Origin of the sequence: Lentibacillus daqui (assembly GCF_027186265.1) — a bacterium.
GTDB lineage: Bacteria > Bacillota > Bacilli > Bacillales > Amphibacillaceae > Lentibacillus_C > Lentibacillus_C daqui.
Map to the genome: position 1 here is coordinate 1626238 of NZ_CP114176.1, position 13672 is coordinate 1639909.

General features: G+C 39.1%; 12 protein-coding genes and 1 other annotated feature. Of the genes, 11 read left to right on the top strand and 1 reads right to left on the bottom strand.

Features of this window, described 5'->3' with window-relative positions; genetic code table 11:
* Positions 1 to 40 precede the first annotated feature (40 nt).
* The 5 genes from ybeY (at position 41) to recO (ending at position 3249) form a co-directional block, all read left to right on the top strand.
* Positions 41 to 505, top strand: coding sequence for an rRNA maturation RNase YbeY (ybeY, locus tag O2S85_RS08165; protein WP_269412165.1), 465 nt, complete (start codon positions 41 to 43; stop codon positions 503 to 505).
* A complete protein-coding gene (locus tag O2S85_RS08170) occupies positions 483 to 863 on the top strand; it encodes a diacylglycerol kinase family protein (RefSeq protein ID WP_269412166.1) in 381 nt (126 codons plus the stop codon). The genes ybeY and O2S85_RS08170 overlap by 23 nt, the downstream gene beginning before the upstream one ends.
* A gap of 230 nt (positions 864 to 1093) precedes the next feature.
* Positions 1094 to 1996, top strand: coding sequence for a GTPase Era (era, locus tag O2S85_RS08175; protein ID WP_269412167.1), 903 nt, complete (start codon positions 1094 to 1096; stop codon positions 1994 to 1996).
* Positions 1997 to 2303: 307 nt separating this feature from the next.
* Entirely contained in the window at positions 2304 to 2450 is a 147-nt protein-coding gene (locus O2S85_RS08180) for a YqzL family protein (protein WP_269412168.1), read from the top strand.
* 55 nt (positions 2451 to 2505) lie between these two features.
* Positions 2506 to 3249, top strand: coding sequence for a DNA repair protein RecO (recO, locus tag O2S85_RS08185; RefSeq protein ID WP_269412521.1), 744 nt, complete (start codon positions 2506 to 2508; stop codon positions 3247 to 3249).
* Between the two features lie 116 nt (positions 3250 to 3365).
* Here the strand turns inward: recO and O2S85_RS08190 are convergent, their stop codons facing one another.
* A complete protein-coding gene (locus tag O2S85_RS08190) occupies positions 3366 to 5081 on the bottom strand; it encodes an IS1634 family transposase (RefSeq protein ID WP_269412169.1) in 1716 nt (571 codons plus the stop codon).
* A gap of 226 nt (positions 5082 to 5307) precedes the next feature.
* Positions 5308 to 5477: a binding site (T-box leader), on the top strand.
* 58 nt (positions 5478 to 5535) lie between these two features.
* Between O2S85_RS08190 and glyQ the strand changes: the two genes are divergently transcribed.
* From glyQ to rpoD, 6 genes are all read left to right on the top strand, one after another.
* Positions 5536 to 6414 (top strand): glycine--tRNA ligase subunit alpha, encoded by an 879-nt coding sequence (gene glyQ / locus O2S85_RS08195; protein WP_269412170.1) that lies wholly within the window; start codon positions 5536 to 5538, stop codon positions 6412 to 6414.
* The gene (gene glyS / locus O2S85_RS08200; protein WP_269412171.1) at positions 6414 to 8498 is read left to right on the top strand and encodes a glycine--tRNA ligase subunit beta; all 2085 of its coding nucleotides are present in this window, start codon (positions 6414 to 6416) and stop codon (positions 8496 to 8498) included. The genes glyQ and glyS overlap by 1 nt, the downstream gene beginning before the upstream one ends.
* Before the next feature lie 142 nt (positions 8499 to 8640).
* The gene (gene ccpN, locus O2S85_RS08205; protein WP_269412172.1) at positions 8641 to 9270 is read left to right on the top strand and encodes a transcriptional regulator CcpN; all 630 of its coding nucleotides are present in this window, start codon (positions 8641 to 8643) and stop codon (positions 9268 to 9270) included.
* 55 nt (positions 9271 to 9325) lie between these two features.
* Positions 9326 to 10123 (top strand): pyruvate, water dikinase regulatory protein, encoded by a 798-nt coding sequence (locus tag O2S85_RS08210; RefSeq protein WP_269412173.1) that lies wholly within the window; start codon positions 9326 to 9328, stop codon positions 10121 to 10123.
* A 395-nt stretch (positions 10124 to 10518) separates the two neighbouring features.
* Positions 10519 to 12336 (top strand): DNA primase, encoded by a 1818-nt coding sequence (gene dnaG, locus O2S85_RS08215; RefSeq protein ID WP_269412522.1) that lies wholly within the window; start codon positions 10519 to 10521, stop codon positions 12334 to 12336.
* Between the two features lie 120 nt (positions 12337 to 12456).
* On the top strand, positions 12457 to 13581 hold the full coding sequence (gene rpoD, locus O2S85_RS08220) for an RNA polymerase sigma factor RpoD (protein WP_269412174.1): 1125 nt from the start codon (positions 12457 to 12459) through the stop codon (positions 13579 to 13581).
* Positions 13582 to 13672: the final 91 nt, after the last annotated feature.

Consider the following 13672-nt stretch of genomic DNA (forward strand, 5'->3'; position numbering starts at 1 on the left):
TTTATGTTTTTTATCCTACAACAAAGGAGACGGATGTATAATGCATATAGATTTTCATGATGAAACGAACGCTGTGCCAAGCGATGATATTGATATGTTGCAAAGGTTACTTGACTTTGCGGCGGAACAAGAAGGTATTCCACATGAAGCCGAGGTTTCCGTCAGTTTTGTCAGCAACGATGAGATTCAAGAACTAAACCGCAATTATCGCCAACAAGATAAGCCAACAGACGTGATTTCCTTTGCGTTACAGGAAACGGTGGAAGGAGAAATACCTATAGTTGGGGAAGATATATCACTTACACTTGGAGACATTGTTATTTCAATGGATCGGGCGAAGGAACAGGCCATTGATTATAATCATTCACTACAGCGTGAAATTGGCTTTTTAACAGTTCATGGCTTTCTTCACTTGCTAGGCTATGATCATATGGAAAAGGAAGAGGAAAAAGTAATGTTCCAAAAGCAAGAGGATATTTTACATGCATTCGGACTCGAACGATAACAAAAAAAAACGGGGAATTGGCCTACGCTTTGCCTGGAATGGAATTATCGAGGTTTTGCAACATGAACGCAATTTTCGAGTTCATATCATTGCCGTACTGCTTGTTGTTTGTACCGGCTTATTACTAAAATTAACAACCGGGGAATGGGCACTGATTGTCTTGGTTATTGGTTTTGTGCTGGCGATGGAGATGGTCAATACAGTGATTGAAACATTACTTGACTATGTGAACCCGGCTATTCATCCGACAGCAAAGGTGATTAAGGATGTATCCGCGGGAGTCGTCTTGATTGCTGCCATTACGGCCGTTATTATTGGTTTGCTCATTTTTTTGCCCAAATTATATAGCCTGTTTTAACCACCTCTTTCAAAACGAAAGGGGTTTTCTTTTTGCTTTATGCATGTATTTTCTGTCAAAAAACAAAAACTTTTTAAAGCTTTTGTCGAATATGTGAAAGTAAGCTGTTTTTGTAGTATTATGGATGTACATCAAAGATAAAAGAAACACTTGAAGATGGTTGCTGTATAGGCACCCGCTTAAACTTTTAAACGAATGAATAACATCGAAAGACACCGGAGGATTACAACATGGAAAATGATTTCAAATCGGGATTTATCGCCATAATTGGCCGACCCAACGTTGGCAAATCAACATTCTTAAATCATGTTATTGGACAAAAAATAGCTATTATGAGTGATAAAGCTCAGACGACACGAAATAAAATTCAGGGTGTATTAACACAACATGATGCACAGATTGTTTTTATTGATACACCGGGAATTCATAAACCAAAACACCGACTTGGGGATTTTATGGTGCAAATGGCAGAAGACACATTAAATGAGGTAGATGCCGTTTTGTTTATGATTAATGCCAAAGAAGGGTATGGCAGAGGGGATCAATATATTATAGACCGACTACAACAGGTAAAAAAGCCTGTCTTTCTAATTATTAATAAAATTGATTTAATCCAAAAAGATGACCTGTTACCATTAATCGAGCTGTACCGGAGAAAATACAACTTTGAAGAAATCATTCCAATATCCGCTTTACAAGGGAACAATGTCATTCATCTGCTGGAAGTATTAAAGTCATATTTACCTGCAGGGCCACAGTATTATCCGGAAGATCAGGTTACAGATCATCCTGAACGATTTATTATTGCTGAGTTGATCCGGGAAAAAGTTCTGCAATTAACAAGAGAGGAAATACCTCACTCGATTGCAGTTGTCATTGAAAATATCGAAAAGCGGGAGTCAAATGCCATTTTTATTCAGGCAACCGTAATAACCGAACGAAAATCGCAAAAAGGCATTCTAATTGGCAAACACGGAAAAATGTTGAAGGAAATTGGAAAAAGGGCGCGAGCAGATATTGAGCCCTTGCTCGGAACAAGGGTATATCTGGATCTTTGGATAAAGGTGGAAAAAGATTGGCGCAACAGGCAAAATCAGCTTCGAGAGTTAGGTTTTCGGGAAGATGAATATTAAGTGCATGTTCAAAAGGAGGATAAAAAGGACCGAGAAGTTCTAGACGGCGTAGCTTTGAGCACCGGAGTGTACATAGAAGGTACATGAGGAACGGAAAAGCAAGCCAACGAACTTCTTCAAAGGAAGGGCGGCTTAAAACGGGCTTTGCGCTCAGGCGTCGGCATACCCCTTTTGCAGGGGCACGTCATTTTTTCCGGACTTTTTGAACATCCTCTAAACATGGTAAAAATTATAACTCATTCTTTCATGCCTTGTGGTCATTCTAATAGTGAGGTTCAAACGCTATAAAGAAAGGTAGGGGTTTCTTGTGATCGACTTTGCATGGAAATTATTTAGTCAAACGGGGAACGTTGAAACCTATTTGTTATTGAAAGAGCTGGAGAAAGAACCAAATGTTAAAGGTCAATTGCAACAACATGAAGAAGAGCTGTCACACCTTGATACAAAATTGTAGCACATACCATTTTTAACCACTTTACATTAGATTTTGCCAAAGAAAGGTGAAACATGTGCTGGAAAAAATTGAAGGCATCGTAATCAAAACACAGGATTATGGTGAAACACATAAAATCGTTACAATATTTAGTAAGAAAATCGGCAAATTTGCCGCGATTGCCAAAGGAGCAAAAAAACCGAAAAGTAGAATGGCTGCTGTTACGCAGCCATTAATTTATGGAGAATTTTTAGTTTATGTACACTCTGGGTTAAGCACGATTCAACAAGGAGAAATCATCTATTCATTACGTCCGATCCGCGAAGACATCATCAAAACGGCTTATGCAGCATATATCCTTGAACTAACCGATAAATTAATAGATGAAAAATCCCCTGACCGGTTTATTTATGATCAACTTCTTTTAACAATGGACTGGATTGCTGAAAATGTGTCCTATGATATTCCAGTCATGATGTATGAAATGAAATTATTTCAAAAAGGCGGTTTTGCACCAATTGTTCATCATTGTGTAAACTGTGGCAGTACCGAGAACCCTTTTTCTTTTTCTGTCGCTGAAGGTGGACTATTATGCAAGCGATGTATGCATTTGGATCAGCTTGCTTTTTCAATTTCTGATTTGCTTGCACGATTGTTACATTTGTTTGCCAGTGTGGGACTTGAGCGTATAGGTACGATTACCATGAAAGACGAAAACATTGCCAAATTGCGGCAAATACTTGATGCATATTATGACCATTATGGTGGATATTACATAAAATCAAAAAAGTTTTTAAACCAGTTGGATAAGTTGAAATAAACATCATTGACACGTACGAAGAAATAAAGTATGATCTCATCTTTGACACCTAAAACCGCCTCAAGTGCTGTAAAATCAACACTTTTGGCGGCTTTTTTAGAGCCTAAAACTGCGTACTATTTTCCTTTTTTGGTTTGTTTTAAAATTTTTTTCATGTTTTTTTGGGTTACTATTTCGAAGTCAGTCCTAAAGCCAAATGCATCATGCAATGCATCCGTAATTTCTGTTCGAGTAAATGCTGGTATGTATCCTTCACCATCTAACTCACGCATGTTCATATTCCTCAATGTACTGACTAGTTCAGGGCAAGTAAAACGTTCATCTACCTTTTTTTCCAAAATACGATACATCAATAGGGACAGAAAGCATGTCAGAAAATGTGCTTTTATGCGGGATTCTCTTTGTAAATAAACAGGTCGAGTCCGGAATTCACTTTTTAATATGCGGAATGTCTCTTCAATTTCCCATCTCCCCTGGTTAATTTTGATCACTTCCTCAATGGGAGATTCCAGATTGGTACATACCGCATAAAACCCATCATACATCGATTCCTTCTCTATTTGTTCTTGATTCAAAACCACTTGGGCTTTATCCGCAATTTCCCCATCATCCGTCACATGGGTGGATTTTATGAACCTTTTCGGATCATTTTGATGCGGTTTATTCAAAGAGGCGGGCTTCTCTATTTTTTTGATCGCTCGCTCAATTTGTTTCTCCCGAATGGATGATTGATATCGTTCATAAACAGGTGAATAGGTGACAATTAACTTTTGTTCCAAATCATTTTCTTTTATCCATCGCTCTTTATAATAGGTTCTTTTGTCATTTTCGAGCTGACGGATATCATTCAAGTTTATTTTTTTATTACTCCCAGGTATTCGCCATCCTTCTGGATCTAAAGCCCACTCCTTAAGAAATTTCTTTAGTTTTTTAATCGATTGTGTGGTCACAAATGCACGTTCTCCATAGGTGTTGTATATCCGGTTACCATTCGAAGAAAGACCAGCGTCCGTGCATACAACAAACTTGGAAAGATTAAAGTCTTTTAAAATGCGTTTTTCCAAGGGCTTCAACGTTGGTTGTTCATTGGCACTCCCGGGGTTCATACTGAAAGCGAGTGGGAGGCCAGATCCATCCATAAATAATCCCATTTGAACGATTGGATTCGGGCGATTTTCTTTCGAAACGCCATATTCCCTCAGGCTATCTTCTTCTTCAATCTCAAAGAAAAAATTAGTGCAGTCATAATAAAGAACCTGTGTGTTCCGCCCGACGACATTCAAGCTATTTTTATAAACTTTTTCCTCAATAAAATCTGATTGTTCTTCGAGGACGTTGAGGGCCCGATATATTTGATGTGTCTGAAAATGTGCGGGTTCTAGTAAATCCTTTGCGTGTTCAAATGTGCCTTTTTTAGAAGTGGGATGCAGAACGCGCAAATAGAGAAGACGCGTGAGAATCTCGTTGAGATCATATTCAAATTCATATTTTTGTGAGATCTCCTGACAAACTTTATCCAGTTTCAGCTCGTGATAAATAGATTGTAAAAAAAGATAACCAGTATTGAAGAGCGTTTGTTTATCTCGCTCAATTTGCTTGTCGGGATTGTATTTCGCAATGATTTTGTGATTATTTTCTTTTTCTTCTAGTGTTAATTTTTTGGCATATTCTTTTGCCCAGGTGTAGGGATCTATGCCAGGATGTTTTTTTAAAATTTCTTCGTGATTTCCCAAGGATTCAACAACTTTGGTTGTTCTTTTATTGTTTCGATAAATATCCTTAATCACAAAATAAGATGTAGAATTTTTAGAACGACTGACTTTAATGCGCACATAATCGCTCCTTAAACCAGCTTTAGTTATCTACATTATACCATATTACGAAATGTTACGAAAGGATAAAAAGGAAAAATTGACAAAAAATAAAGCCGCATCAAGGCTTTTATCCATTTTTTAAGTTTTTAGGTGTCAAACTCCCGCCAGTTGGATAAGTTGAAATAAACATCATTGACACGTACGAAGAAATAAAGTATGATTTGTACAGACTTTGAAACAGTACAAGAATGCGGTGACGGAGAAAAAGTACTTGTTGCTTACTATTATAGCGAATCCAGGATGGTGGAAGCTGGATATAGGACTACAAGGAAAGGCGCTCCCGAGCATTTTAATAAAGTGGCTCTTGGCGGACAAGAGCAAATAGGGTGGAACCGCGGTAAAACCGTCCCTATGTCATGTTTAGACATAGGGACGGTTTTTTGTGTATCAATAAGGAGGTAAAACGATACTAATGAACATTCAACAAATGATTTTAACATTGCAGAAACATTGGTCAGATCAAAATTGTATTTTAATGCAAGCTTATGATGTCGAAAAGGGGGCGGGAACGATGTCGCCGATGACATTGCTTAGAAGTTTGGGACCGGAACCATGGAATGTCGCTTATGTGGAACCGTCACGCCGTCCTGCTGATGGCCGATACGGTCAAAACCCTAATCGTTTGTATCAGCACCATCAATTTCAAGTGATTATGAAGCCGTCCCCGGCAAATATTCAGGATCTGTATCTCAATTCCCTGATTGCACTTGGAATTGATCCATTAGAACATGATATCCGTTTTGTGGAGGACAATTGGGAAAATCCGACGCTTGGTGCCGCAGGGCTGGGATGGGAAGTATGGCTTGATGGTATGGAAACCACCCAGTTTACCTATTTTCAACAAATTGGTGGTCTTGACACTAATCCTGTCGCGGTCGAATTAACATATGGTTTGGAACGATTAGCATCTTATATTCAGGATAAGGAAAATGTGTTTGATTTGGAATGGACTGATGGCGTGACTGTAAAGGATATCTTTCTGCAGCCGGAATACGAGCATTCTACCTATACATTTGAAGAATCAGATACAGATATGCTGTTTAAATTATTTTCCATGTATGAACAGGAAGCAAAAACGACAATAGAAAAAGGCTTGATCTTTCCGGCATATGATTATGTATTAAAATGTTCACATACCTTTAACCTGCTCGATGCCAAAGGGGTCATATCGGTTACTGAACGCACTGGATATATCAGCCGAGTTCGTAATCTGGCAAGGGGTATTGCTAAAGCATATGTTGCCAAACGGGAAGAATTGGGATTTCCAATGCTGAAGGAGGAGACAAAATAATGGCCAAGGATGTGTTATTTGAAATTGGTTTAGAGGAAATGCCGGCACGATTCATTGATGATGCGGAAAAGCAGCTCCGTGATAAGACGGAAAAATGGTTGAATGAATTGCGCATCTCTTTTTCAGTTGTTGTTTCTTATTCGAGCCCAAGAAGACTTGCAGTATTGATAAAGGATATGGCGGAAGAACAGGCGATGCTTGAGGAAGAGGCAAAAGGCCCTGCGTTAAAAATAGCCAAGGATGCGGATGGAAATTGGACAAAGGCGGCAATTGGATTTACCAAAGGTCAGGGTAAAACGGTAGATGATATTTATACTAAGGATGTAAACGGGACAAGTTACATCTTTGTAAAAAAACATATTGAAGGCAGCCGATCCATATCGATGCTGCCGTCATTCAAAGGAATCATTGAGTCCATCAAATTCCCACAAAATATGCATTGGGGAAAGGAATCACTAAAATATGTCCGCCCTATACGCTGGATTGTGGCACTATATGACGAGAAAGTTATCCCTTTTACTATTGCTGATGTCACTACTGGCCGACAAACGCGTGGGCACCGTTTCCTTGGGGATGTGATTGAACTTGGTCATCCCAAAGAGTATGTTGAAAAACTTGCGGAAAACTTTGTTATCGTTGAACCGGATAAACGTGAGAAAATGATTACAGAGGGAATTCGCACACTGGAAAGCCAAAAAGAGATACAAATTCCAATTGCAGCTGATCTGCTTGCGGAGGTGAGGAATCTGGTGGAATATCCTACCGTTTTCATCGGTGAGTTTGACCAATCATTTTTGCAATTGCCATCAGAAGTACTTATTACATCGATGAAGGAACATCAGCGTTATTTCCCAGTAAAGTCAAGGTCGGATGAGTTATTACCTTATTTTGTTGGTGTTAGAAACGGGGATAATCAGGGACTGAAAACCGTCGTAAAGGGAAATGAAAAAGTGTTGAAAGCCCGACTCTCAGACGCACAATTTTTCTATGATGAAGATCAGAAACATTCGATTTCATTCTATTTGCAAAAACTGCAAAAAGTCGTATTTCAAGAGAAATTGGGTACGATTCATGATAAAGTTGAACGTGTTGTCTATTTAACGAAACAAATTGCTGATGTTTTAGGGATAGATGCTTTTCAAAAGCAACGAGCTATCAGAACGGCAGAAATTAGCAAATTTGATTTGGTGACAAATATGGTCGATGAGTTCACTGATTTACAAGGTGTGATGGGGGAAAAGTATGCTATTTTGTTTGGAGAAGATCATACAGTTGCCAAAGCAATTGCCGAGCATTATCAACCTCGTCATGCAGCAGGTGAACTACCGGAAACGACAGAAGGTGCAATTGTTAGTGTTGCTGATAAATTAGATACAATTGTTGGCTGTATTTCTGTTGGTTTGGTACCAACGGGTTCACAGGATCCGTATGGTTTAAGACGTCAGGCAATTGGTATCTTAAAAATTTTGCAGCATGAAAACTGGAAAATCCCCGTGTGGCAGTTGTTGGATATGACACAGCAACTATATCGGACACTGGATATTGAACAAGCCGAAGCTGAATTGGTGAAAAAAGAACTGGATGAATTTTTACGGTTACGGGCGACATATTTGTTAAAAGAAGCGGGAATTGAACCCGATATTATTCAGGCTGTTTTGGCAAATAGATTAGGGATCGTTGGATATACGATTTCCAAAGCACGCATACTTTCGGATAAACGGGGTCAGGAAGTCTTTAAACCTACAGAGGAGGCATTCACCCGTGTTTTGAATATCGCCAAAAAAGCTGATAAAAAAGAGGTGGATGTCGAGTTATTTGAAACACCTTCAGAGGCATTTTTATATAAGAAATATCAAGAAGTTATAACAGCTTACAAGACAGCAAATGAAAGCCTTGAAGCTGAACAAGCTCTGAAGGAATTAAGCAGTTTGACTGACGCCATTCATAATTTCTTTGAGCATAATATGGTGATGGCCAAGGATGAAACAATCCGTGAAAATCGCTTAGCCTTAATCCATTCAATAGCAACCTTGATCAATGATTATGCTGACATGACTAAAATAAGCTGGAAACAACACTTCTAACTAACAGGAAGTTTTCTATTTTCAATGTGGTCTTGTTGCAACGCCAGCCAATAACAGGAATTTTCGCTTTTCTTTTTCCTTTTCACTGTAAATAGTCTATACTATTGAAATAAGAGTATGACACATTGTGGGTGGTGAAAGGGTGGAATTATCGAATCGACAGGAACAGATTATAGAAATTGTCAAAGCGAATGGTCCAATAACGGGAGAGCAAATTGCACAAAGGCTGTCGCTGTCCAGGGCTACATTACGTCCTGACTTGGCTATTCTTACGATGGCAGGTTTTTTGGATGCGAGACCACGTGTTGGCTATTTTTTCACGGGAAAAACCGGTTCGGAACTGTTAACAGAAAAAATGAAAAAATTTAAAGTCCATGAATATCAGTCGATACCGATTGTTGTAAGAGAAAATGCCTCGGTTTATGATGCAATATCAACCATGTTTTTAGAGGATGTTGGTACATTATTTGTGGTGGATAATCAGGCTTGTCTGACAGGTGTCCTATCACGAAAGGATCTGCTTAGAGCGAGCATCGGTAAACAGGATCTAAATGACATACCGGTACACATTATTATGACACGAATGCCTAATATGACCGTATGCAGGAAAGATGATCTCCTGTTAGATGCGGCAAAGCAATTAATAAATAAACAAATAGACGGATTGCCAGTTATAAAAGATGGGGAAGAAGGTCCAGAGGTGATTGGAAGAATTACAAAAACAACGATAACCAAGGCGTTTGTAGAATTAATTACCGATGAACATTTATAAGTCTGGCAAAGAATCATATGAAGTAGAGGTTATCAGGTGCAAGGGAGGGTGATTGATGGGATCGAAACCATTAGTTTACGTTTTATCAGATTCTGTTGGCGAAACAGCAGATCTGGTTATCAAGGCAGGTCTTAGTCAATTTAATAATGGAGAGTATAAAATTCATCGTGTACCCTATGTGGAAGATAAACAGACGATTGACGAAACGCTTGTTTTAGCTAAAGAGCAGCAAGGTATTATTGGTTTTACACTCGTAGATCCTGTACTACGTAATTATTTAAATCAAGAGGCAGGAAAACTTGGTGTAGAAGCGATCGATATTATGGGGCCCATGATGGATGCGATGGAGCGTCTGTTTGGGAAACCGCGGTTGGAACCTGGTTTAGTCCATAAGCTTGATGAAGACTACTTCAAACGGGTTGAAGCGGTTGAGTTTGCGGTTAAATATGACGATGGTCGTGATCCACGCGGGATAGCAAGGGCGGACATCATATTGATTGGCGTATCGCGGACATCAAAAACGCCATTGTCTCAATACCTGGCCCATAAGCGGCTAAAAGTGGCCAATGTTCCAATTGTACCAGAGGTAGAACCGCCGGAGGAATTGTTTGAGGTGGATCCGGACAAATGCATCGGTTTGCGTATTAACCCGGTGAAATTAAATGATATCCGTAAAGAACGGTTAAAGACACTTGGATTAGGTGACCAGGCAACCTATGCCAATATGGGCAGGATTCAGCAGGAATTAGAGTATTTTGACCAGGTTGTCGGTAAAATCGGCTGCCGGGTTATAGATGTATCCAATAAAGCGGTTGAAGAAACGGCAAACAGTATTCTGCGGATATTCAGCTAAGAACAAAACACCAAGCATTCTACCAAATAAAGGTAGGATGTTTTCTTATGTTTTTAAGTATTTCATGTAGCAATTTATGTATTTGTGTATTATAATATGTATTTGTGTAAAAATGTGTGTACAAGCTTTGTTACAGGGGAGGCGTAATCTGAAAAATAAAACATTGCCAATGCAGGAGGATTCTCTGTTATCAATGTAGAATTAATTATAGAGTTGCAAGGTTTACGTCCCTGTATAACGAGGTACAATGGTAATGGGCAAAACGCTAAAAGACTGTATAAAGAATGATCCTTCTTCATATAGAAGGAGATTTTTTGACAAATGATAAAAATATTGTCGAATTTTTAAAGGATTTTTTTCGTTCATCTCGAATTAATTAAAGTACGGTGATGAAAATGCCAGGTTTTATTCCAGAGGAGACGGTTGAAAAAATTCGTAAAGCCAATGACATTGCCGATGTTATCAGCGAATATGTACAACTAAAGAAACAAGGGAAAAATTATGTGGGTCTCTGCCCTTTCCATGCTGAAAAGACACCTTCTTTTTCCGTAACCCAAGATAAACAAATTTTTCATTGCTTTGGCTGTGGAAAAGGCGGTAATGTGATAAATTTTATCATGGAAATGGAAAGTTACTCCTTTTATGATGCACTGAAGCTCCTTGCCAATCGAAGTGGAATCGAACTGCCGACGAAGGATATGCCCCAGCAAAGTTCGCTCTCACAGGAGAATCAAACAATTTTATCTGCTAATGAATGGTTACAAAAACTATACCATCATTTGCTTCGATTTACAAAGGACGGAAAAGAAGGATATCAATATTTGCTTGACCGGGGAATCACAGAGGAAGTAATCGATCAATTCCAATTAGGCTTTGCGCCGAATGTAAAAGATTTTGTTCCCGAATTTCTTCGTAAAAAAGGTTACCATCAGCAAACTTTGGTAAAAGCCGGATTGCTTTCATTGAGGGACGATAATACGGTTGTTGATCGTTTCAGAGGCAGGGTCATATTCCCGATTCGTAACCACTTGGGGAAGACGGTTGCTTTTGGTGGAAGGGCTATTGCTGATCAGGAGCCGAAATATTTAAATAGCCCGGAAAGCGATCTGTTTCAAAAAGGGAAACTGTTATTTAACTTCGATCAGGCAAAAAAACATATCCGCTCAACAGGAGAAGTCATCTTGTTTGAAGGGTATATGGATGTGATTGCTGCATTTCAGGCAGATGTTAAAAACGTCATTGCCACATTGGGCACATCTTTGACCGAAAATCAAGCAAAATTGTTAAGAAGATATGTCGATACAGTAATTATTTGTTATGATTCTGACTATGCTGGTATAGAAGCTGCTTATAAGGCGGCAAATTTATTACGCCAAACCGGTTGCGAGGTAAAGGTCGCCTTCATGGAAGATGGGATGGATCCCGATGATTATATTAGAACATATGGTGGCGAGGCATTCAACAACAAGGTAATTAAAGCAAGTGATACCTACATGAGCTTTTACATGCGTTATATGAAAAAGAATTATAATGTAAACCTTGAAGGAGATCGCATACACTATATCGAAATAATCCTAAAGCAGCTCGCAACGATTGATAATGCCGTTGAACGGGAATATTATCTAAAAGAGCTAAGTGAAGAATACGATTTAACGATGGATGCATTAAATCAGGAAATCCAAAAAATCCGCCAAAATATGGGGATGAATAAGGATAGGCAACAAAAGAAACGATATACTACTAACAATGAAAAGGATTCCGCTTCAGCAAAAAAAATGCTGCCTGCCTTTCAAAATGCAGAACGTCGGTTGCTCGCATATATGTTGAAAGATGTTACCATAACCGAAAAAGTCCAGGATACAATTGGCGGATCGTTTAATATGGAAATACATCAAGTTATTGCAACCCACTTGTATGCATATTATGAAGAAGGCTATCCTGCAGATGTTAGCTTATTTATTGACAGACTGACCGACGAAAAAATTATACAGGCTGTCATTGAAATCGCAATGATACCTTTAAATGAAGATATTAGTGATCAGGAAATTAACGATTATATATGGACGATCTTGGCCGAAAATAAAGATATGACCGCAATTAGGAAGTTAAAGGAAGAACAGCGGCAGGCCGAAAAACAAAGTGATCCAATTAAGGCTGCGAAAATTGCCATGGAAATTATAGAGATCCAAAAACAATTAAAGAAACCAATCTGATTAAATGGTTAAAGATAACAGATTACTTACCGATATTTGAACAAACGCATGTTTGTGAGGTATTTACTACCTCATTGGATGAAGTTTTATTTTATAAGAGGTATGAAAGGAGGGGGACTCATGGCTAAAAATGAACCCGCACAAATGAAGGACAATCAAACGACAGAGCAAACGGTTGACCAGGCAAAAAATCAATTGCTCGAAATAGGAAAGAAACGCGGTGTACTTGCATACGAGGAAGTTGCCGATCGATTGTCAGGGTTTGAAATAGAATCAGATCAAATGGATGAATTTTATGAGTACCTGAACGAACAAGGTGTGGAGATAATTGGTGAGTCAGACGAAGACCCCAAAATGCAACAAATCGCAAAGGAAGAAGAATTTGATCTGAACGACTTAAGTGTCCCGCTTGGTATTAAAATTAATGATCCGGTACGTATGTATCTAAAGGAAATTGGCAGAGTTGACTTGTTATCTGCAGCAGAAGAGATTGATCTGGCAACCCGGATTGAGCAAGGTGATGAGGAAGCAAAAAGACGTTTGGCCGAGGCTAACCTACGTCTGGTTGTTAGTATTGCTAAGCGATATGTGGGCAGAGGAATGCTGTTTTTGGATCTCATTCAAGAAGGCAACATGGGTTTAATGAAGGCTGTGGAAAAATTTGATTTCCGTAAAGGATTCAAGTTCAGTACGTATGCTACATGGTGGATTCGCCAGGCAATAACCAGAGCAATTGCGGATCAGGCACGGACAATTCGTATACCTGTTCATATGGTCGAAACCATCAATAAACTCATTCGTGTACAACGTCAGCTGCTACAGGATTTAGGCCGTGAACCATCCCCTGAGGAAATTGGTGAAGAAATGGATCTATCTCCTGACAAAGTTCGTGACATCCTGAAAATTGCCCAAGAACCGGTATCACTGGAAACACCGATTGGTGAAGAAGATGATTCCCATTTGGGTGACTTTATTGAAGACCAGGAGGCACTTTCGCCATCAGACCATGCTGCTTATGAATTGCTAAAAGAACAATTGGAAGACGTGCTGGACACGCTAACCGATCGTGAAGAAAATGTGTTGCGTTTGCGGTTTGGTCTCGATGACGGACGAACACGTACATTGGAGGAAGTCGGGAAGGTCTTTGGTGTAACCAGAGAGAGAATACGCCAGATTGAAGCAAAAGCTTTGCGGAAACTGCGCCATCCAAGTCGCAGCAAACGCCTTAAAGATTTCCTTGAATAAATTTTTTGTTCAGTCATTGGGCACATATGTGTGTCAATGACTGCAACTTTATTTTTTAATGGCTGGTACCGTTTTCATTTCTTAGTATCTA